General features: G+C 74.0%; 20 protein-coding genes. 15 read left to right on the forward strand and 5 right to left on the reverse strand.

What is annotated here, in order from left to right:
* Positions 1-40: 40 nt before the first annotated feature.
* Complete coding sequence (locus tag N7925_RS27945) at positions 41-220, reverse strand: hypothetical protein (RefSeq protein WP_018957500.1); 180 nt, start codon at positions 218-220, stop codon at positions 41-43.
* Between the two features lie 345 nt (positions 221-565).
* On the opposite strand from N7925_RS27945, the gene N7925_RS27950 reads away from it, so the two are divergent.
* The 4 genes from N7925_RS27950 (at position 566) to N7925_RS27965 (ending at position 4,653) form a co-directional block, all read left to right on the forward strand.
* Positions 566-1,831 carry an NYN domain-containing protein gene (locus N7925_RS27950; protein WP_274345522.1) on the forward strand — a complete coding sequence of 422 codons (1,266 nt, stop codon included), beginning with the start codon at positions 566-568 and terminating at the stop codon, positions 1,829-1,831.
* Between the two features lie 128 nt (positions 1,832-1,959).
* Positions 1,960-2,943: an ABC transporter ATP-binding protein gene (locus N7925_RS27955; RefSeq protein WP_265604030.1), complete on the forward strand. Its 984-nt coding sequence runs from the start codon at positions 1,960-1,962 to the stop codon at positions 2,941-2,943.
* 100 nt (positions 2,944-3,043) lie between these two features.
* On the forward strand, positions 3,044-3,886 hold the full coding sequence (locus N7925_RS27960; protein ID WP_265602173.1) for an ABC transporter permease: 843 nt from the start codon (positions 3,044-3,046) through the stop codon (positions 3,884-3,886).
* A 35-nt stretch (positions 3,887-3,921) separates the two neighbouring features.
* Positions 3,922-4,653, forward strand: coding sequence for an ABC transporter permease (locus tag N7925_RS27965; protein WP_274345523.1), 732 nt, complete (start codon positions 3,922-3,924; stop codon positions 4,651-4,653).
* Positions 4,654-4,778: 125 nt separating this feature from the next.
* On the opposite strand, the gene ybaK is transcribed toward N7925_RS27965, so the two are convergent.
* The 4 genes from ybaK to N7925_RS27985 all read right to left on the reverse strand — a co-directional run bounded on the left by ybaK (position 4,779) and on the right by N7925_RS27985 (position 8,930).
* Complete coding sequence (gene ybaK / locus N7925_RS27970) at positions 4,779-5,282, reverse strand: Cys-tRNA(Pro) deacylase (protein ID WP_274345524.1); 504 nt, start codon at positions 5,280-5,282, stop codon at positions 4,779-4,781.
* Positions 5,283-5,298: 16 nt separating this feature from the next.
* On the reverse strand, positions 5,299-6,063 hold the full coding sequence (locus N7925_RS27975) for an LON peptidase substrate-binding domain-containing protein (RefSeq protein ID WP_274345525.1): 765 nt from the start codon (positions 6,061-6,063) through the stop codon (positions 5,299-5,301).
* Between the two features lie 5 nt (positions 6,064-6,068).
* Positions 6,069-7,109 (reverse strand): hypothetical protein, encoded by a 1,041-nt coding sequence (locus N7925_RS27980; protein WP_274345526.1) that lies wholly within the window; start codon positions 7,107-7,109, stop codon positions 6,069-6,071.
* Between the two features lie 219 nt (positions 7,110-7,328).
* On the reverse strand, positions 7,329-8,930 hold the full coding sequence (locus N7925_RS27985; RefSeq protein ID WP_265602178.1) for an oxidoreductase: 1,602 nt from the start codon (positions 8,928-8,930) through the stop codon (positions 7,329-7,331).
* 185 nt (positions 8,931-9,115) lie between these two features.
* On the opposite strand from N7925_RS27985, the gene hisD reads away from it, so the two are divergent.
* The 11 genes from hisD to N7925_RS28040 all read left to right on the forward strand — a co-directional run bounded on the left by hisD (position 9,116) and on the right by N7925_RS28040 (position 20,705).
* Positions 9,116-10,438 (forward strand): histidinol dehydrogenase, encoded by a 1,323-nt coding sequence (gene hisD / locus N7925_RS27990; RefSeq protein ID WP_274345527.1) that lies wholly within the window; start codon positions 9,116-9,118, stop codon positions 10,436-10,438.
* Positions 10,435-11,562 (forward strand): histidinol-phosphate transaminase, encoded by a 1,128-nt coding sequence (locus N7925_RS27995; RefSeq protein WP_274345528.1) that lies wholly within the window; start codon positions 10,435-10,437, stop codon positions 11,560-11,562. Before hisD ends, N7925_RS27995 begins: the two co-directional genes overlap by 4 nt.
* Positions 11,559-12,155 (forward strand): imidazoleglycerol-phosphate dehydratase HisB, encoded by a 597-nt coding sequence (gene hisB, locus N7925_RS28000; RefSeq protein ID WP_015607963.1) that lies wholly within the window; start codon positions 11,559-11,561, stop codon positions 12,153-12,155. The genes N7925_RS27995 and hisB overlap by 4 nt, the downstream gene beginning before the upstream one ends.
* On the forward strand, positions 12,152-12,319 hold the full coding sequence (locus N7925_RS28005; protein WP_265602181.1) for a hypothetical protein: 168 nt from the start codon (positions 12,152-12,154) through the stop codon (positions 12,317-12,319). The genes hisB and N7925_RS28005 overlap by 4 nt, the downstream gene beginning before the upstream one ends.
* A gap of 58 nt (positions 12,320-12,377) precedes the next feature.
* Positions 12,378-13,043 carry an imidazole glycerol phosphate synthase subunit HisH gene (gene hisH, locus N7925_RS28010; RefSeq protein ID WP_265602182.1) on the forward strand — a complete coding sequence of 222 codons (666 nt, stop codon included), beginning with the start codon at positions 12,378-12,380 and terminating at the stop codon, positions 13,041-13,043.
* Positions 13,043-13,768 (forward strand): bifunctional 1-(5-phosphoribosyl)-5-((5-phosphoribosylamino)methylideneamino)imidazole-4-carboxamide isomerase/phosphoribosylanthranilate isomerase PriA, encoded by a 726-nt coding sequence (gene priA / locus N7925_RS28015; protein ID WP_274345529.1) that lies wholly within the window; start codon positions 13,043-13,045, stop codon positions 13,766-13,768. The genes hisH and priA overlap by 1 nt, the downstream gene beginning before the upstream one ends.
* Positions 13,765-14,187, forward strand: a complete 423-nt coding sequence (locus N7925_RS28020) for a RidA family protein (protein WP_265602184.1) — start codon at positions 13,765-13,767, stop codon at positions 14,185-14,187. Before priA ends, N7925_RS28020 begins: the two co-directional genes overlap by 4 nt.
* Positions 14,184-14,939 carry an imidazole glycerol phosphate synthase subunit HisF gene (gene hisF / locus N7925_RS28025; protein ID WP_003969747.1) on the forward strand — a complete coding sequence of 252 codons (756 nt, stop codon included), beginning with the start codon at positions 14,184-14,186 and terminating at the stop codon, positions 14,937-14,939. The genes N7925_RS28020 and hisF overlap by 4 nt, the downstream gene beginning before the upstream one ends.
* Positions 14,940-15,139: 200 nt before the next feature.
* Positions 15,140-16,063, forward strand: coding sequence for a bis(hydroxyethyl) terephthalate hydrolase (bdeA, locus tag N7925_RS28030; RefSeq protein ID WP_265602185.1), 924 nt, complete (start codon positions 15,140-15,142; stop codon positions 16,061-16,063).
* A gap of 146 nt (positions 16,064-16,209) precedes the next feature.
* Entirely contained in the window at positions 16,210-19,236 is a 3,027-nt protein-coding gene (locus N7925_RS28035) for a helix-turn-helix transcriptional regulator (RefSeq protein ID WP_274345530.1), read from the forward strand.
* 185 nt (positions 19,237-19,421) lie between these two features.
* On the forward strand, positions 19,422-20,705 hold the full coding sequence (locus tag N7925_RS28040) for a PucR family transcriptional regulator (RefSeq protein WP_274345531.1): 1,284 nt from the start codon (positions 19,422-19,424) through the stop codon (positions 20,703-20,705).
* Positions 20,706-20,805 lie beyond the last annotated feature (100 nt).

Here is a 20,805-nt window from a genome sequence, read left to right on the forward strand (position 1 = left end):
TCTCCGCCGGCGCCTGTCCCTACCGCACGCGGCCGACGGGTCAGTTGTGGCCGAAGCGCCGCTGATGCTTGCGCGCCACGTCGGACGGGCTGCCCTGGGCCTGCGCCTGCGGCTGGTTCTGCGACTCGTACGCCGTCGACTTGGCCTGCTCCGCGCTGCGCTCCGACGCGGAAGCGCGGTCGTGCTGGCTGCCCTGCTTGCGGTTCTTGTTCTTGGCCATGGTGAATGCCTCCTGTGGGGAATCCTGGGGGGCCAGGACCGCTGTCAGATTCACATGACGCCGCAAACGCCGCATGTTGGATCATTACCGTGCGTAGCGGTTTCCGCAGTGGAGCCCCGTTCCGCCGCCTTCGCACGGCCTCTCCGCGTCTCCCCACCGCCTTGCGCGATGCCTCCCCCTCTCTTCTCACCTTCCTTCCCCCCTTCCTTTCCGGATCCGCCACGCCGATGATCCAGTTCCGGCCGTTAACCCCCGCGCGGTCGGGCAGACTCGAAGGAAACCCTGGGTAAGCGGACCCGGTCATCGAGGAGCGGGCCGCTGAACCGTTCCCGAATTCGGAAGAGGGTGGAACGCGTGGACCGTTGCGTCGTCCTGGTGGACGCCGGCTACTTGCTGGGCGCAGCCGCGAGTCTGCTGGCCGGAGAGCCCGCCCGTTCCCGCATCACCGTCGACCACGCGGCCCTCATCCAGGGGCTGCGCGAGCGCGCCGAGGCCGACACCCAACAGCCCCTGCTGCGCATCTACTGGTTCGACGGCGCCCCCGACCGGGTGCCCCAGCCCGAGCACCGCCGGCTCCGCGTGATGCCCCGTGTGACCGTCCGGCTCGGCGCCCTGACCCGCAGCGACGGACGCTGGGCGCAGAAGGGCGTCGACGCCGCCATGCACGCCGAGCTGACCGAACTGGCCAGGAACCGGGCCTGCTCCGACATCGTCCTGGTGACCGGTGACGGCGATCTGCTGCCCGGTCTGATGTCCGCCAAGGAACACGGGGTGGCCGTCCACCTCTGGGCCGTGCAGGCGGCCGACGGCGACTACAACCAGTCCGAGGACCTCGTCGCCGAGGCCGACGAACGACGAGTCCTGGACCGGGTCTGGATCACCAAGGCCGTACGCGCCAAGGACCTCGGCGGCACCTGCGCCCCGCCGCCCGTCCCGCGCCCCGAGATCGCCGCGATCCTCTCCGCACCGCTGCCGGAGGCGGCCCTCGCCGCCTCCGCCGAACGCGCCTCCGAGGCGCAGGCCGCCGCGGCCCGGAGCGGTGCCACCGCCCCCGCCGAGAACGCCGCCGCCTCTTCGTCCGACACCCCGTCCGCCCCCGGACACAAGACCGTCCCCACCCCCAAGGACCTGGCCGCGCTGCGCGCCCACGCCACCCACCCGGACCGCCAGCACCCGCCCCAGCCCGCGAACGCCACGCTGCGCTGGTCCTCCGACAAGGGCTGGGTGGAGCGCGGCGGGCCCCTCGGCGAGCCGGCGGAGACCGCGTCCCTGCCGACCCTCGCCCAGGTCACCAGCGCCGAGCAGCGCTGGGCGGACCGGGAGGAGGACATCACCACCGTCGGCGGCGACCCCTTCGAGGTGGGCCAGGTCTTCGCCCGCCGCTGGATGGAGCGGCTGCCGGAAACCGTCCACCTGCAGAAACTCTCCACCATGTACCCGCGCATCCCGCACCGGATCGACGGTGAACTGCTGCGGTACGCGGCCCGCTTCGGGCTCCTCGCCCACAAGGACGACCAGATCGACGAGCACGACCGGTACGCGATCCGGGCCGGCTTCTGGCGGGAGATCGACGTGCGGGCCGCCGCCGAGCACGTACCGGCGGGGGAGTAGCCGGCCCGCGCCATCCCGTGCCGCCCGGCGACGCGAGGTGGCCCCCGACGTGAACCGGGGCAGGTGACCCCGTACCCTCGTACCTCGTGAGTACGGGCACTGCACAGGCGCAGAGGGACACCGGCACCGTGTGCGCGGTGCGCGATCTGGTCAAGACCTATCCCGCCGTCCGAGGCCGCCGTGGCGCTCCCGCGACGCCCGAGGTCCGCGCCACCGACAGCATCAGTCTGGACGTCGAGCGCGGCGAGATCTTCGGACTGCTCGGCCCCAACGGCGCCGGCAAGTCCACCCTGGTCCGCCAGCTCACCGGGCTGATGCGGCCCGACTCCGGCAGCGTCGAGATGCTGGGCCACGACCTGGTACGCCACCCCGAGCGGGCCTCCCGGCTGATCGGCTACCTCGGGCAGGAATCCACCGCCCTCGACGAACTGACCGTCTCGCTCGCCGCCGAGACCACCGGACGGCTGCGCGGTCTCACCCTTCGGGAGGCGCGTGCCGAGCGCGACGCGGTCCTGGAGGAGCTGGGCCTCACCACGATCGCCGGGCGGCCCCTGAAGAGACTCTCCGGCGGTCAGCGGCGGCTCGCCTGCTTCGCCGCCACCCTGGTCGGCGACCGGCCCGTCCTCGTCCTCGACGAACCGACCACCGGAATGGACCCGGTCGCCCGCCGCGCCGTCTGGGCCGCCGTCGACCGCCGCCGGGCGGAGCGCGGGGCCACCGTCCTGCTGGTCACCCACAACGTGATCGAGGCCGAGACGGTTCTCGACCGGGTCGCCGTCCTCGAACGCGGCCGGGTCATCGCCTGCGACACCCCCGCCGGGCTCAAGGAGCAGGTCGCCGGGGAGGTGCGCGTCGAGCTGATGTGGCGCGAACGGGCCCCGCTGGACGTCCCCGAGGTGGCGGCCCTGCGGCCGTCCGCCCAGGAGTCCGGGCGGCGCTGGGTGCTGCGGCTCGGGCCGGACGAGGCACGGGCCGCGGTCGCCGCGGTGACGGGCGGCGCGGCCTTCGCCGCGCTCGACGATTTCACCCTGGCCACGCCCAGCCTGGAGGATGTCTATCTCGCCCTCGGGGGAGACGCGGCCAATGCGACCAAGGGGCTGGTCAAGGCGTGAACGGCGTGATCGGCGCGAGAGACGGCGTGGGCAGCGTGAACGCGGTGAACGCGATGTATGTACGGGGAAGTTCGGACGTGTCTCAGGGGGGCAGCCGCAGGTGACGAGCATCATTCCGGCCAGGACCGCACCGCCGAGCGTCCGGCCCGCGCCCGGCACCTCCGGTACGGGTGCCGCCCGTACCGTCGCCGCGCCCCTCGCGCCGCGCGCCCGGCTGCTGCCCTCGCTGGCCGCCGTCTACCGCGCCCAGCTCTCCCGGGCGCGCGTCGCCCGGATCCCGCTGCTCTTCGTGGCGACCTTCCAGTCCGTCGGGATCATGGTCCTGATGCGCGGCGTCGTGGACGGCGGCGCGGAGGCCCGCGCGGTGGTCGCGGGATCCAGCGTCCTGGTCGTCGCGTTCGTCGCGCTCAACCTGCTCGCCCAGTACTTCGGGCAGCTGCGGGCTGGCGGCGGGCTCGACCACTACGCCACCCTGCCGGTGCCGCCCGCCGCGGTGGTGCTCGGCGCGGCCGCCGCCTATGCCTCGTTCACCGTGCCCGGCACGGTCTTCACGGCGATCACCGGAAGCGTCCTGTTCCAGCTGCCGATGACCCATCTGTGGGTCCTGGTGGCCGTCGTCCCGCTCTCCGGCGCGGCCCTGGCCGGTCTCGGCGCCGCCCTCGGGCTCCTCGCCCCGCGCCCGGAGCTGGCGACCCTGCTGGGCCAGCTGGGGATGTCCGCCGCCCTGCTGCTCGGGGTGCTGCCGGCCGACCGGCTGCCGGAGCCGGTCGGGTGGGCGCGTGACCTGCTGCCCTCGACGTACGGCGTCGAGGCGCTGGCCCGGTCCTTCGACGCCCGCCCGGACTGGGGGCTCATCGCGTTCTTCCTGGCGATCTGTGCGGCGGTGGGGGTTCTCTCGCTGGCCGTGGCGACGTGGGCGTACCGGCGGGCCGCCGTACGGTAGGCCCGGGCGCGGCATCCGGTGAGGCGCCTCACAGGGTGGCCTGGCACGATGGCACGGTGACCGCACCTCTGACGCCGCCCCACCAGCCCGGCCCCCACGACCCGTGGCAGGCCCCGCCCTCGGGCTCCCACCCCGCGCCCTCGGTGGGCGATCCGGACAACCCGGACACGGCCACCGAGCTTCGTCAGGCCGCCGTTGTCGTCGTTCTGGTCGCGCTCGCGGGCATCGTGCTGGGGCTGCTGTGGCTGTGGCTCGCGCCGCGGGTGCCGCTGGTCTCCGACGACACGGCCGTCTTCCTCAGGAACAGCGAGGGCGAGGAGGCGATCGGGGCGGACGGAACGTTCGTCCTGCTGGCCCTCGGCTTCGGCGCGCTCTCCGCCGCCGCCGTCTTCTGGCGGCTGCGTCGCGGGGGCGTCCTCGTGGTCGTGGGGCTGGCGCTGGGCGCGCTGCTCGCCTCGCTGGTGGCGTGGCGGGTCGGCATCTGGCTGGGGCCGTCGTCCGACGTGGTGGCCCGGGCCCGGGAGGCCGGCCAGGGCGTGACGTTCGACGCGCCGCTGGAGCTGCACTCGGTGTGGGTGGCGGTGCTGGCGTGGCCGTTCGCGGCGATGGGGATCCATCTGCTGCTCACGGCGGCGTTCGGGCCGCGGGATGTGGAGCCGGGGTGGTCGGGGTACGGGTCGTACTACGACGGGCCCGTGCAGGGGCCCCTGGCGGGGCCGGCGTCCGGGCCCCCGTCGTCGCCCGCCGGTGGCGGTGGGGCGGCCTAGAGTCGCCTGCGGCGGGCTGTTCCCCACCCCGCCCCTTCCCGAAACCGGGGCGCCGCCCCGGACCCCGCTCCTCAATCGCCGGAGGGGCTGAAAATCCCAGCCCGTCCGGCGATGAAGGACATCTTTCAGCCCCCCCGGGCGATCTCCGCGAACACCGCCCCCGTCAGCTCCGCCAGATCCGTCGCCGCCAGTTCCACCTCCAGGCCCCGGCGGCCCGCCGACACGCAGATCGTGGTGTGGGCGCGCGCCGACGTGTCCAGCACCGTGCGCAGGCGCTTGCGCTGGCCCAGGGGGGAGATGCCGCCGCGTACATAGCCCGTGGTGCGTTCCGCGGCGGCCGGGTCCGCCATCGCGGCGCGTTTGCCGCCCACCGCGGAGGCCAGGGCCTTGAGGTCCAGGGAGCCGGCCACCGGGACCACCGCGACCGTCAGAGCGCCGTCCACGTCCGCCACCAGGGTCTTGTAGACCCGGTCGGGGGAGACGCCCAGGGCCTCGGCGGCCTCCTCGCCGTAGGACGGGCTCGCCGGGTCGTGGTCGTAGGCGTGGACCGTGAAGGCGGTGCCCGCCGCGGTCAGGGCGACCGTGGCCGGGGTGCCGCCCGACTGCTGCTTCTTGGGTTTTTTCGCCACCGGGGGCCTGTTCTCGTCAGTTGGGGTGGGTGGGGGCCCGGGTCAGGTCGGTCGCGGGCAGCGAGGGCAGGTGCCGGATGACCGCGGTCTCCTTGCGCAGCAGCGTCAGCTCCTCGCGCAGCCGCGTCGCCGTGTCCGGGGCCTGGAGCAGGCGCTGCTTGGTGGGGACGTCCAGGACCGTCGCCGCCGCCACCAGGTAGGAGATCACGGACGGGTCGTCGGGGAGGTCGGCGCCGGTCGCCAGCGATCGTTCGCTCGCCCCGGCCAGCCGCTTCTGGTAGGCGCGGAAGGCCCGCAGGACGCCCTCGGCGAGCGCTCCCGCCTCGTCCCCCTCGTCCTCGCCGGGCGGTTCCTCGGTCAGCTCCTCGACCTCGGCGGTCAGATACGGGCCGCCCGCCTCGACGGACAGCAGCCTGACCCGGGTGGTGCCGGTGGCCAGGACCTCGAAACTGCCGTCGGCACGCTCGCGGATCGTCGCCGCGTCGGCGACGCAGCCCACCCGGTGAAAGGTCTGGATCGGGTCGGGGCCGAAGCCCTCCGCCGGGGCGCGCTCGTGGGGAGGGGCGGCCGCGACGGTGTCCGGCATGCCGGTGGCCGTCGGGGCGGTCTCGCGGCCGTCGCGGATCGCGACCACGACGAAGCGGCGAGGTTCGTCCTCGTCGCTCTTCAGCAGTTCCCGCATCATGGCGCGATATCGCTCTTCGAAGACGTTGAGCGGCAGCACCAGGCCGGGGAACAGCACCGCGTTGAGCGGGAAAAGGGGAAGGCGGGCGGTGGTCACAACGCTCAAGCGTAATGGCCCCGGGGGCGGCCGTGGTCGGCCCGGTCGCGCAACGGGGTCAGGGAGGCCGCCTGGAGGCGTGCGCCGTCCCGCGCGTCCAGGAACCGGCCGAGCGCGTCCTCGGACACCGACGACCACGGGAACGACGTCGCGTGCAGGCCGATCAGGTTGAACTGGTGCAGCGCCTCCGCCGAGCGCCCCCGGGCGAGCAGGACGTACGCGAGGAGGTTGCGGACCTCGGCCGGCCAGGGATCGCCGGGCCGGTAGGCGGCGGAGAGCCGGATCGCCAGGTCGGCCGCCGCGTCGATCCGCTCCTCCAGTACGGAAGTGGTGCGGCCCGCCGCCTGGGCGTCCAGGAGCAGCGCGAAGGCCGCCCGGGCGGGGAGGGCCTGCACCAGGGAGTCGGGCAGCGCGTCCTCGGCCGCCCGCTCGGCGAAGTCGAAGCACTCGCGGTGCGAGCCGTACCAGGCGGCGGAGAGATAGCGCAGGGCCGCCACATGGCAGCCGTAGTGGTGCGCGGAGCGCCGTACGGCCTGCTCCCACAGCGCTTCGAAGGCGGTGTGCGTGGCGTGGGTGCCGCGTGCGTGGTCCAGGGCGAGCCGCCACGGCACGGGGTCGCGCGGGTCCGCGTCGGCGGCGGCGGTGATCAGCGGGCCGACCTCGCGGAGCCGCTCCGCGCGGGCGGGCGACTCCCAGGCCCGGCGGACCGACAGCTCCGCCTTGACCAGAGCTGCGTCCGGGTCGCGCGGGGCGGCGGCCAGCCAGTCGACGAGCCAGCCGTCCCGGCCGCGGGCGAAGGCGACGAGCCGGCCGAGGTAGCGGTCCCGGTTCTCCCAGTCGGCGGCGGACCGGGTGGCGGCGAGCAGCTCGGCGGCGGGTTCGTAGTCGCCCACGGCAGCGGCGACCAGCGCGGGAGAGAGCCGCTCGTCCGGGGCGTCGAGCAGCACCGCGTCGTCCGCGGACCGTCCGGTGGACAGCGGAGGGCTGTGCCGGATCATGCGCGCGGTACTGAGCAGAGCGCGAAGGAATGCCATGGTGCAGACCATTGAAAAGCGCTGGTGAGGGCCGCGCCAGAGGTGTGCTGTGAAGCTTCTGTGCCGAGTGAATGGGTTGTATCGGACCGGGTCAAGAAAGGGCAAAGGAAATGTCCTTCGCTGGCTTGATCGCACCCTCCCGTGACGCTCGCTCCTCCCTCCGGTCAGCCGGTGCGGGCGGTCGGGCCCCTGGCCCCGACCGCCCACCGCCTGCCGAAGAGCCCTCCGCGGTCAGCCCCTGCGCAGCATCCGGGACGCCCCCGCCGCCACGGTGGTGGCCAGAACCCACCCCACCAGCACCAGACCGGCCGCGGCCCACTGCCAGGCGTCCTCCATCCGCCAGTAGCCGTCCTGACCGAGGTTGATCACCGGGATCAGCAGATCCAGCGCGTACAGGGCGGGGTTCCACTGCGGATGCTCCTCGCCCTTGATGGAGGGCGGAACGTGCTGCGCGAACGCCGCCGTGCCCGCCGCCCACAGCACCGCCATCCACACCGCGGCCCGCCCCGGCCGGTAGCCGTACGCCACCGTCCAGTCCTGGAGGTAGCCCCACGCCTTCGCGGCGGGCGGCAGCGTCTCGCGGCGGCGGCGCTGCTTGGCCAGCAGCACCTCGCGCGCGTCCGCGTCCTCGCCGCAGCTGCGCATCACCGTGGCCAGCCGCTCGTACGGCTCGGGGACGTACTCCGGGGTCGCCGCCTGCACCCACTCCAGCCGCCGGGAGAGCGGGAAGTGGCCGTAGGGGACGAGGTTCTCGTAGACGAAGCCGCCCATCGCCAGACCGCCCGGGCCCGGCCAGCTCGTCGACAGGTCGATCAGGGTCACCACCTTCGCGCCGTTCAGCACGACCCGGCCCTCCTCCGGGCGCTCCGCGTTGAACCGGAGCTCCGGCGTCACGATCCGGCGCAGCGACAGCTCCTCCTGCCGGGTCATGGTGAACCGGGCCTTGTGCAGGTCCACCGCGTCGCCGAACCGCCCGTCGTCGAGCCGCACCCCGCCCCGGCACTCGAAGATCTGCGAGCGGGTGCCGCGCGCCGGCGTCGGGGCGTAGACCACGCCGTACGGGGGAGTGGTGCCCTGGTTCCCCGTGTCGACGCTCACCCACGCCTCGGTCATGTAGAGCGTGCGCTCCACCGTCAGCTGCGGGGCGTTCAGCGCGCGGCGGTCCTCCGCGGCGCGCAGCCGGCTGCCGCGCAGGCTCAGCGAACCGCCCACCTTCGCCCCGCGCAGGCTCAGCTCGCCGAGCGTCTCGATCATCTCGGCCTGGAGGTCCTGGGCCACCGCCATGCCGTCCCCGACGATGGCCCGCCCGTGCCGGTCCGGGCCGACGCTGAGCTGGTTGATCAGCAGATCCGTCCCGATCTGGGCGTCGGTCAGCCGGATGCCCCGGTCGACCCGGCAGCGCGGCAGATGCAGATCGCCCTCCGTGTGCAGCCGCGCGGCCTCCAGCCGGGGCAGCGCGCACCCCACCAGCCGCAGGGTCGTGAAGTGGCACTCGGGGAGCACCACCTCCTGCTCGAAGCGGCAGCCGGTCAGCTCCACGTACGGAGCCACCCGGCCACCCGCCAGGTCCAGCTTTCCGGTGATCCGCACCCCCCGGAGCTTCAGCGCCGCCACCCGGCCGGGCCGGGCCGGCGGGCCGCTCAGCAGCAGCCGCGCCACCGTACGCGCGCCGACGCTCCGCTCCGGTCCCCACACCTGCGGGGCGAACGGGTCGTTGTGGGCCGGGTCATAGCTGCGTAAGTCGTAGGTGGTCCCGTTGCGGAAGGACTGCCACATGCCCAGCTCTGCTGCGCTGAGGCCGTCCGGGATATCGCCTTCGTGCGGCTCGGTCACGGCCGCTCCCTCCGTGCACACATGCTGTAGTGCTGTTCTTCCCTCTGTGTGACGCCGTGAAAGCTAGCGGTCAGCAGTGACAGCCGGACAAGGCCGAGACGCGTATCGGCCACTGGTACGGACGACCGGTATCAGCCAGTGATACGGGCGACCGGCCGCTCCGAGCGGTCTGAGAGAATTGCCGTGTGATCTCTCGAATCGATCTGCGCGGTGACGTCCTCCCCGAGGGCGCCGCCCTGCGCGACCTGCTGCCCCGTGCCGAGTTCGACGTGGAAGCCGCCCTGGAGACGGTGCGGCCCATCTGCGAGGACGTACGCCATCGTGGCTCCGCGGCAGTGATCGACTGGGGGGAGAAACTGGACGGTGTCCGGATCGCGTCGGTCCGGGTGCCCGCCGACGCCCTCTCCCGCGCCTTTGCGGAGCTGGATCCGGCCGTCCGGGCGGCACTCGAGGAGTCGATCCGCCGCGCCCGCCTCGTCCACCGCGAGCAGCGCCGCACCACGCACACCACCCAGGTCGTCCCCGGCGGCACCGTCACCGAGAAGTGGGTGCCCGTCGAGCGCGTCGGGCTCTACGTCCCCGGCGGCCGCTCGGTCTACCCCTCCTCCGTCGTGATGAACGTCGTCCCGGCCCAGGAGGCGGGCGTTCAGGGCGTCGCCGTCGCCTCCCCGCCGCAGAAGGACTTCGGCGGGCTGCCGCACCCCACGATCCTCGCCGCCTGCGCCCTGCTCGGCGTCGACGAGGTGTACGCCGCCGGCGGCTCCCAGGCCATCGCGATGTTCGCGTACGGCACCGAGGACTGCCTCCCGGTCAACCTGGTCACCGGCCCCGGCAACATCTACGTCGCCGCCGCCAAACGCCTCCTCAAGGGCCGCATCGGCATCGACGCCGAGGCCGGGCCCACCGAGATCGCGATCCTCGCCGACGCCACCGCCGACCCGGCGCACGTGGCCGCCGACCTGATCAGCCAGGCCGAGCACGACCCGATGGCCGCCGCCGTCCTGGTCACCGACTCCGAGGAGCTGGCCGCCGCCACCGAGGCCGAGCTGGTCCCCCAGGTCGCCGCCACCAAGCACATCGAGGACCGCGTCGAGCCCGCCCTCGCCGGCCGCCAGTCCGCCATCGTCCTGGTCTCCTCCATCGAGGACGGCCTCAAGGTCGTCGACGCGTACGGCGCCGAGCACCTGGAGATCCAGACCGCCGACGCGGCCGCCGTCGCCGACCGGGTCCGCAACGCCGGAGCGATCTTCGTCGGCCCCTTCTCGCCGGTCTCGCTCGGCGACTACTGCGCCGGCTCCAACCACGTCCTGCCCACCGGCGGCTGCGCCTGCCACTCCTCGGGCCTGTCCGTGCAGTCCTTCCTGCGCGGCATCCACATCGTCGACTACAGCCGCGAAGCGCTCGCCGAGGTCACCCACCACGTCGTGACCCTCGCCGAGGCGGAGGACCTCCCCGCCCACGGCGCCGCCCTCAAGGCAAGGTTCGGCTGGAAGGTTCCGCAGCAGTGACGAACAACCCCGCGCCCGGCAACCCCTGGGACCAGCTCCCCATCCGCGACGAACTGCGCGGCCAGTCCCCGTACGGGGCACCCCAGCTCGACGTCCCCGTACGGCTCAACACCAACGAGAATCCGTACCCGCTCCCCGAGGCGCTGGTCGACCGGATCGCCGAGCGGGTCCGCGAGGTTGCCCGCGGCCTCAACCGCTACCCCGACCGGGACGCCGTCGAGCTCCGCACCGAGCTGGCCCGCTACCTGTCCCGCACGGCGGGGCACGAGGTCGGCACGGCCAACGTGTGGGCCGCGAACGGCTCCAACGAGGTCCTCCAGCAGCTGCTCCAGACCTTCGGCGGGCCCGGCCGCACCGCGATCGGCTTCGAACCCTCGTACTCCATGCACGCCCTGATCTCGCGGGGCACCGGCACCGGCTGGATCTCCGGGCCGCGCACGCACGACTTCACCATCGACGTGGACACCGCCCGCGCCGCCATCGCCGAGCACCGGCCCGAGGTCGTCTTCATCACCTCGCCCAACAACCCCACCGGCACCGCCGTCGACGCGGAGACCGTCCTCGCGCTGTACGACGCCGCCCAGGCCGCCGGTCCCTCGATGGTCGTCGTCGACGAGGCCTACGGAGAGTTCAGCCACCACCCGTCGCTGCTCCCGCTGATCGAGGGCCGCCGCAACCTGGTCCTCTCCCGGACCATGTCCAAGGCGTTCGGCGCGGCCGGGCTCCGCCTCGGCTACCTCGCCGCCGACCCGGCCGTGGTCGACGCGGTCCAGCTGGTACGGCTGCCGTACCACCTCTCCTCCGTCACCCAGGCCACGGCGCTCGCCGCCCTGGAGTACACCGATACGCTGCTGGGATACGTCGCGCAGCTCAAGAGCGAGCGCGACCGGCTGGTGGCCGAGCTGCGCGCCACCGGCTACGAGGTCACCGACTCGGACGCCAACTTCGTCCAGTTCGGCCGCTTCGACGACAGCCACGCCGTCTGGCAGCAGATCCTCGACCGGGGCGTCCTGGTCCGGGACAACGGCGTACCGGGATGGCTGCGGGTCTCCGCGGGAACCCCGGCAGAGAACGACGCGTTCCTCGATGCGGTACGCGAACTGAAGAAGGAGCACGACGCATGAGCCCCCGCGTAGGCCGCGTGGAACGCACCACGAAGGAAACGTCCGTGCTCGTCGAGATCAACCTCGACGGCACCGGCAAGGTCGATGTCGCCACCGGGGTCGGCTTCTACGACCACATGCTCGACCAGCTCGGCCGCCACGGCCTCTTCGACCTCACGGTCAAGACCGAGGGCGACCTGCACATCGACAGCCACCACACCATCGAGGACACCGCGCTCGCGCTCGGCGCCGCCTTCAAGCAGGCCCTCGGCGACAAGGTCGGCATCTACCGCTTCGGCAACTGCACCGTCCCGCTGGACGAGTCGCTCGCCCAGGTCACCGTCGACCTCTCCGGCCGCCCCTACCTCGTGCACACCGAGCCCGAGAAGATGGCGCCGATGATCGGCGAGTACGACACGACGATGACCCGGCACATCCTGGAGTCCTTCGTCGCCCAGGCGCAGATCGCCCTGCACGTCCACGTGCCGTACGGGCGCAACGCCCACCACATCGTCGAGTGCCAGTTCAAGGCGCTCGCCCGCGCCCTGCGGTACGCCAGCGAGCACGACCCGCGCGCCGCCGGCATCCTGCCTTCCACGAAGGGCGCCCTGTGACCGGCCTCAACACCATCCTGATCGTCGTCGGCCTCTTCCTGGCCGGCGGCGTCTACTCCTTCGCGAAGCAGGGGATGCCCAAGGGCGTCATCGTGCTGCTGTCGATCGGCTCCGTGATGTGCGTGGTGGCGGGCATCCTGCGGATCCAGGGACTGTGGGACTGAGAGGCACGCTGTGACTGACAAATCGACTGGCAAATCGACTGGCAAGCCGGCTGACGAAGTGGCTGACGCATCGGGTCGCACATCGGCCGGCAAGAAGAAGGTCGTCGTCTTCGACTACGGCTTCGGCAACGTCCGTTCCGCCGAGCGGGCCCTCGCCCATGTCGGCGCCGACGTCGAGATCACCCGCGACTACGACCGCGCGATGAACGCCGACGGGCTCCTCGTCCCCGGCGTCGGCGCGTTCTCCGCCTGCATGGACGGGCTCAAGCGGGCCCGCGGAGACTGGATCGTCGGCCGCCGGCTCTCCGGCGGCCGCCCCGTCATGGGCATCTGCGTCGGGATGCAGATCCTCTTCGAGCGCGGCATCGAGCACGGCGTGGAGACCGAGGGCCTGGACGAATGGCCCGGCACGGTCGGCCCCCTGAAGGCCGACGTCGTCCCGCACATGGGGTGGAACACCGTCGAGGCCCCCGAGGACTCCCGGCTCTTCGCGGGCCTGGACGCCGAAGCCCGGTACTACTTCGTGCACTCCTACGCGGCGCACGACTGGTCCCTCGAAGTGACCAACGCCAAGATCCGTGCCCCCAAGGTCACCTGGGCCACGCACGGCGAACGGTTCGTGGCCGCCGTGGAGAACGGCGCGCTGTGGGCCACCCAGTTCCACCCCGAGAAGTCCGGCGACGCCGGCGCCCAGCTGCTGACCAACTGGATCGAGACGCTGTAATGCCGAAGCTTGAACTGCTCCCCGCCGTCGACGTCCGCGACGGCCAGGCCGTCCGCCTCGTGCACGGCGAGTCCGGCTCCGAGACCTCCTACGGATCCCCGTTGGAGGCCGCCCTCGCCTGGCAGCGCGCCGGCGCCGAGTGGCTGCACCTCGTCGACCTGGACGCCGCCTTCGGCACCGGCGACAACCGCGCCCTGATCGCCGAGGTCGCCCGGGCCATGGACATCAAGGTCGAGCTGTCCGGCGGCATCCGCGACGACGCCTCGCTCGCCGCCGCCCTCGCCACCGGCTGCCGCCGGGTCAACCTCGGCACCGCCGCCCTGGAGACCCCGGAGTGGGTCGCCAAGGTCATCGCCGAGCACGGCGACCAGATCGCCGTCGGCCTCGACGTCCGCGGCACCACCCTGCGCGGCCGGGGCTGGACCCGAGACGGCGGCGACCTCTACGAGACCCTCGCCCGCCTCGACGCCGAGGGCTGCGCCCGCTACGTCGTCACCGACATCGCCAAGGACGGCACGCTGGAGGGCCCCAACCTGGGCCTGCTGCGGGACGTCTGCGCGGCCACCGACCGCCCGGTCGTCGCCTCCGGCGGCGTCTCCTCCCTCGACGATCTCCGCGCCATCTCCCTCCTCGTCCCCGAAGGCGTCGAGGGCGCGATCGTCGGCAAGGCGCTGTACGCGAAGGCGTTCACGCTGGAAGAGGCCCTCAAGGCGGTCGCCGCATGACCGGTTCACCCGAGTCCACCGCCGCTTCCTCCGTACGCCGGATCTCCACCGGCGCGCCCTGGGAGGAGAAGTTCGGCTACTCGCGCGCTGTCGAGCTCCCCAACGGGCTCGTCCTGGTCGCCGGCTGCACCTCCATGGTCAACGGCCAGATCTCCGCGGGCTCACCCTACGAGCAGGCGATCACCTCCTTCGACGTCGCGTTCGCGGCGCTGGAGCAGGTGGGCCTCACCCGGGAGGACGTCGTCCGCACCCGGATGTACCTCACGCACGCCCGGGACGTGGAGGACATCGGCCGCGCCCACAAGGAGCTGTTCGACGCCGTGCGCCCCGCCGCCTCCATGATCATCGTGTCCGGTTTCGTGGACCCGAGCCTGGTCGTCGAGGTCGAGGTCGAGGCCTACCGGGGAGGCGCGAAGTGAGCCTCGCCGTACGGGTCATCCCCTGCCTGGACGTCGACAACGGCCGGGTCGTCAAGGGCGTCAACTTCCAGAATCTGCGCGACGCGGGCGACCCCGTCGAGATGGCCAAGCTGTACGACGCCGAGGGCGCCGACGAGCTGACCTTCCTCGACATCACCGCCTCCAGCGGCGACCGCGAGACGACGTACGACGTGGTCCGCCGCACCGCCGAGCAGGTCTTCATCCCGCTGACCGTCGGCGGCGGCGTCCGCACCCCGGACGACGTCGACAAGCTGCTGCGCGCCGGGGCCGACAAGGTCGGCGTCAACACCGCCGCCATCGCCCGCCCCGACCTCATCCGTGAGATCGCCGAACGCTTCGGACGCCAGGTCCTGGTGCTCTCCGTCGACGCCCGCCGCACCCCGGAGGGCACGTTCGAGGTCACCACGCACGGCGGCCGCAAGGGCACCGGCATCGACGCCGTCGAGTGGGCCCACCGGGCCGCCGAGCTGGGCGCGGGCGAAATCCTGCTCAACTCGATGGACGCCGACGGCACGAAGGACGGCTACGACACCGAGATGATCGAGGCGGTACGGAAGCACGTCACCGTCCCCGTCATCGCCTCCGGCGGCGCGGGCCGGCTCGCCGACTTCGCCCCGGCGATCGAGGCGGGGGCCGACGCGGTGCTCGCCGCGTCCGTCTTCCACTTCGGCGACCTGCGGATCTCCGAGGTCAAGGGCGCCCTGCGGGAAGCCGGCCACCCGGTCCGCTGAGCACGTGACGAGAACCGGCGGTATCACCGGCCCACCCGAGGCCGGTGATACCGCCGATGCGTGTTCACGGGACGCGGCGTGAGAGTGGCGAACGCCGACGGACGACGTCGGCGGCCACGCGGCGCACCCCGAGCCCCCGGACGACGGGCTTCACAGGCCTCGCGTGGTGTGGTTCCGCCACCACCGAGAGGATCCCCCTCGTGCAGCAGCACCTCCTCCCCTCGCACCAGCACCCCCCACGCCCGAGCCGCCCCCGTACGCTCGCGGGTCTGCTGACCGCCGCCGCGGCCACCGCCGGTCTCCTGATGACCGCCCTGGTCCCGGGCGCCCAGGCCGCCGACAACCCCTACGAGCGCGGCCCGGCCCCCACCAACGCCTCCATCGAGGCGAGCCGCGGCTCCTACGCCACCTCGCAGACCTCCGTCTCCTCGCTCGTCGTGAGCGGGTTCGGCGGCGGCACCATCCACTACCCGACCTCCACCGCCGACGGCACGTTCGGCGCGGTCGTCATCTCGCCCGGCTTCACCGCCTACGAGTCCTCCATCGCCTGGCTCGGCCCGCGCCTGGCGTCCCAGGGCTTCGTGGTCTTCACCATCGACACCAACACCACGCTCGACCAGCCCGACAGCCGGGGCCGCCAACTCCTCGCCGCGCTGGACTACCTGACCCAGCGCAGCTCGGTGCGGACCCGCGTCGACGCCTCCCGGCTCGGGGTGATGGGCCACTCGATGGGAGGCGGCGGCAGCCTGGAGGCGGCCAAGAGCCGCACCTCGCTGAAGGCGGCGATCCCGCTGACCGGCTGGAACACCGACAAGACCTGGCCCGAACTGCGCACACCGACCCTCGTGGTGGGTGCGGACGGTGACTCGGTCGCCCCCGTCTCCACGCACTCCGAGCCGTTCTACGAGTCGCTTCCCGGCTCCCTGGACAAGGCCTATCTGGAGCTGCGCGGCGCCTCGCACTTCACGCCGAACAGCTCCAACACGACGATCGCGAAGTACAGCATTTCCTGGCTGAAGCGATTCATCGACAACGACACCCGCTACGAGCAGTTCCTCTGCCCGCTCCCGCAGCCGAGCCTGACCATCGCGGAGTACCGGGGCAACTGCCCGCACACCGCGTAATCCCGGCGTCCTCCGGCCCCGCCGCGCTGTGCTCCGGCACAGCGCGGCAGGGCTCCGGCTGGGAGCGCGCACCGCACCGGGCCGACCCCGCCGGGGACCTGGACGCGGCGCTTCCACCCTCGCCGCCGCGACCGTACGGTGCCGGTGTGACCCCATCGACGACCGTGCGCAGTCCGCTCCGGCTGTACGGCCGGGACGATGAACTCGCCACTCTGGAAAGCCTGTTGGAGCTGCTGTGGCGGGGTGACGGAGGTGCGCTCGTGCTGGCCGCACCGCCCGGTCTCGGCCGTACGGCGCTGCTGCGCGCCGCCGCCGAAGCACACCGCGACCGGGGCCCCGTGCTGTACGCCACGGCCGGCTCCGCCGGACGGTCGATGCCGGGTGGCGGGCCGGTCTCTCTGCTCGGCCCGTCGCTCGCCAGCGGTCTGTCGCCCGCCACCCCGTACCCGGTCCTCACCCCCGAGGCGCTGGCCCGCCGACTGCGGGAACCGGGCACCGGGCGCCCCCTGTTGGTCTGCGCCGACGACGCGCATGCCTGGGACCGGGCGTCCCGGTCCGCCCTCGCCTTCGCGGCCCGCGGGCTGGGCCCGGGCAGCCGGACCGCCGTCCTGCTCTCGGCCGCCGACGGCACCGCCTTCGCCGGGCTGCCCACGCTCCACCTCGCCCCCCTGGACGAGGGTGCGGCCTCGGCGCTCCTGGACCGGCTGACCGGCGGCGCGGCTCTCGGCGCGGACCCCGGTACGGCCCCCGGCACGGCCCTCGGGTCGACTCCTGATACGGCCCCCGGTACGGCCGGTGGTGCGGCCTTCGGTACGCCCCCCGGTACGGCTTTCGGGTCGGCTCCCGGTACGGCCCCCGGCACGGCTCTCGGGTCGGCTCCCGGTGCGGAGGGGGTCGACCCGGTCGTGCGGGCCGAGCTACTCCGTGAGGCGGCCGGAAACCCGCGCCTGCTCGCCGGGCTCACGGGCCGCCTCACCCCGGACCAGCTCGCCGGCCGCACCCCGCTGCCCTATCCGCTGCCCGGCGGCGAAGCGGTGCTCGCCGCCCACGCCGAACGGCTCGACGGCCTCCCGGACCGGACCCGCACCCTGCTCCTGCTCGCCGCCGCGGCCCAGGAGCACGAGCCGGACGGCGCCGGGGCGGACGCCCTGCTCCTGCTGCGCGCGGGCACCCGCGGAGGACTGCCCCGGGACTTCCTGGACCGGGCCCTGTTCGGTACCACCGCCACCGACGGCCTCCTTCAACGGGCGGGCAGCCGCGTCCACTTCGCCCACCGCCTCGTCGCCCGCGCCGTACTCCACCATGCCCCTCGGTCCCACCGTCGCGCCGCCCACGAACTGCTCGCCACCCTGTTGGCGGAGACCGGCGACCGGGCTTTCCCGGGCACCTCCACCTCGTCCTCCCCGTCCCCGCCGCCCTCCCCGTCCCCTCCGCACACCCCGGCCACCGCGCCCCCACCCGTCCCGCTCCCCGCCCTCGTCCAGCGGGCCTGTGCCGCGCCCGGGCCGGACGCCGCGCTGGCCGCCCGGCTCGAAGCGGCCGCCAAAGCCCCCTTCCCGCACGCCGAACGTTCCGCCGCCCTGGCCCGCGCCGCCCTGCTCTCCACCGAACCTGCGCTGCGGGCGGCCCGCCTCGCCGCGGCGGCCGAGCAGGCGGGGCTCGCGGGCGACCCGGCCCTGGCCCGGGCCCTGCTGGCCAGGGCCGGACCCCGGGCGCCCGGCGCGGAGGGGCCGGCCCCCGAGTCCGTGCGGGGCCTCGCCCCCTACGTCCACGGCATGCTGGCCCTGCGCTCCGGGCCCGCGGCCGACGCCCACGAAGCGCTGCTCGCCGCGGCGACGCTGCTCGGCCCGCACGATCCGCGCCGGACCCTCGACGCCCTCCTCGGCGCCGCCGAGGCGGCTTGGTCGGCGGGGGACGCGTTCGGCTACCTCGACGCCATGAACCGTCTCGCCCGCACCCCGCTGGAGGCGGGCCTGGAGGAGTACCGGGCCGGCATGTGCGCCGTGCTGGAAGGCCGCACCGCCGAGGGGCACACCCTGCTCCGTCACTGCCTCGACCCCGCCGGGGACCCCGGCGCCCCGGCCGCGCTGCTCCGCGCCGGGGTCGCGGCCCTGGTCCTCGGGGACGTCGCCGCCGCCTGCCGCGCGGGCGCCCGCGCGCTCGCCGCCGTACGGACCAGGGGCCCCGACGCGCTGCTGCCCCAGGCCCTCGAACACCTCGCCTACGCCGAACTGCGGGCCGGACGCCACGCCGGAGCGCGGGCCCACGCCCTGGAGGGGCTGCACGCCGCCCGCCGTACGGGGCAGCCCAACAGCTCCGCCCATCTGCACGCCGTGCTCGCCCTCGCCGCCTCGGTGGAGGGGCCCGCCGAGGCGTGCGCCGCGCACGCGGACGCCGCGCTGACCGGGGCAGGACCGCACGGGCTGGCCCAGGCGGTCACCCTCGCCACCTGGGCCCGGGCCCGCGCGGACCTGGCCTCCGGGCGGCCCGGCGAGGCGGCCGCCCGGCTGGCCCCCCTCGTCGGGACCGGCCCCGGGCGGGGCCACTTCGCCGCCCGGATGCTCGCCGTGCCCTGCTGGGTCGAGGCCGCCGTGCTGGGCGGCCGACAGCCCGAGGAGTCCCGCGGACTCGACGCCGCCGTCGACGAGTTCGCGTCCTGGGCCGCCCGGACCGCCGACCCGGGGGCCCCCGCCCAACTGGCCCGCTGCCGGGCCCTGCTGGCCCCCGCCGACGAGGCCGACACCCGTTACGCCGAGGCCCTGGCCCACCACGGCCGGGCGGGCGGCGACTTCGAACGGGCCCGCACCCAACTGCTCTACGGGCAGTGGCTGCGCCGCCGTCGGCGCACCCGCGAGGCCCGCGGCCCGCTGCGAGACGCCCTGGTCGCCTTCCAACGCTGCTCGGCCCGTGCCTGGGCCGACCGGGCGGCCGGGGAGCTGCGGGCGGCGGGGGAGCCGGTCGGGACCCCGCGGAACGCGGCGGACGGACCGCTGGCGGCGCTCACCCCCCAGCAGCTGCGCATCGCCCGCTGCGTCGCCGAAGGGGCCACCAACAGGGAAGTGGCGCTGCGCTTGTCGCTCAGCCCCCGCACGGTCGACCACCACCTCCGCAACGTCTTCGCCGCCCTCGGCATCCGCTCCCGCACCGAACTGGTCCGGCTGCTCGCCGGTTAGAAGGGGTCGGGAAGGCCCGGAGGTTGCGAGACCGTGATGACGAGTTCCGCGCAGACCCCTAGGTACCGACTGGGCGGTATGTCATTCTGCGGGCGTCAGGATCGTGTCGCCGCGCTCGCGCCCCGCCCGGGCCGGGTGCCGGGCCCGCCGCTCGCGCGGCCGGTCGATTCCCGGTGGAGGCCGCCATGCCACAGGTCGTACGTTCGCGGATCGGGGCGCCGCACCGCCCGTCCCCGGCAACGCCGTTGCCGCACCGCTTCCGGTCCCTGGCCGACCGCGAGGCCGTCGAGGTGCTGCACCGGGCCGCCCGGGTCCTCGTCGCCTCGCTGCCGGCCCTCACCGACCGGCTCGTCGAGGCCCTGTACGCCCAGGAGCCCGGCTACCGGGCGGCCATCGACTCCGGCCGGGCCGAGGTCTGGCAGGAGGTCCACCACTCGCTGCGGCACAACGTCGGCTCCCTGATCCAGCCCCGGGAGTTCCGGGAGCCCGCCCACCGCACCTCCCGCTGGATCGGTGAGATCCGCGCCGAGCAGGGCGTGCCGCTCGACGCCGTCCTGCACGCCTTCCGGATGGGCGGCGCGATGGTCTGGCAGGACCTCGTGGACGAGACCGCCCGGCGCGACCCCGACGACGTGCGGCTGCTCGTCCATGTCGCCGCCGACGTGTGGAACTTCGTCGATGAGCACTGCGGGATCGTCGCGGACGCCTACCGGCAGGCCGAGCGGCGGCTGTCCTGGCGGCGCGAGAACCGCCAGCGGCTCATGGTCGCCGCCCTGCTGGACGGGACCGCCCGGATCGCGGACCTTGCCGAGGCGGCCGCGATGCTGGGCCTGCCGGAGCAGGGCCGCTACGCCGTGCTCGCGGTGGCCGCCGCCCCGCGCGGTCCGGGGTCCGCCGCCCGCCCGCCGTTGACGCTGCCCGCCGCCGCCCCGGACGCCCCGGCGCTCTGGCACCCGGGCCCGGACGCCGAGTTCGCCATCCTGCCGCTGGCGGGCCCGCCCGGCGAGCTGGGCGAGCTGGCCGCCGCGCTGGACGTGCCGGCCGGCGTCCGGGCCGGGATCGGCTCCGCCGTCGAGGGCCTGGCCGCCCTCGGCGACGCCCGGAGGCTGGCGGAGACCGCGCTGCGCGCCTGTCCCGCGTCCGGGGGCACCGTCCTGCTCGACGAGCACCTCCCGGACGCCCTGGTCGTGTCCTCCCCGGCGCTCGCCGGGGCGCTCGCCGACCGGGTGCTGGGCCCGCTGGACCGCCTGGACCCCGCCGACCGCGACGTCATCGTGGAGACCCTCACCGCCTGGCTGGACGCGGACGGCTCGGCGCAGCGGGCGGGCGCGAAGCTCTACTGCCACCGCAACACCGTCCTCAACCGCCTCCGCCGCTTCGAACAGCTCACCGGCCGCTGCCTGACCCGCCCCCGGGACGCGGTCGAGGTCTCGCTCGCCCTGGCGGCGCGGCGGCTGCTCGGCACCTGAAGAGCTGACATCCGAAGAGTCGGCACTTGAAGAGCCGGCACCTGGAGAACTTCGCAACAAATATTGCGCAATTATTGTTGCGCAACTTTTCCTGTGCATC

Origin of the sequence: Streptomyces sp. CA-278952 (assembly GCF_028747205.1) — a bacterium.
In the GTDB taxonomy this organism is placed as follows: domain Bacteria; phylum Actinomycetota; class Actinomycetes; order Streptomycetales; family Streptomycetaceae; genus Streptomyces.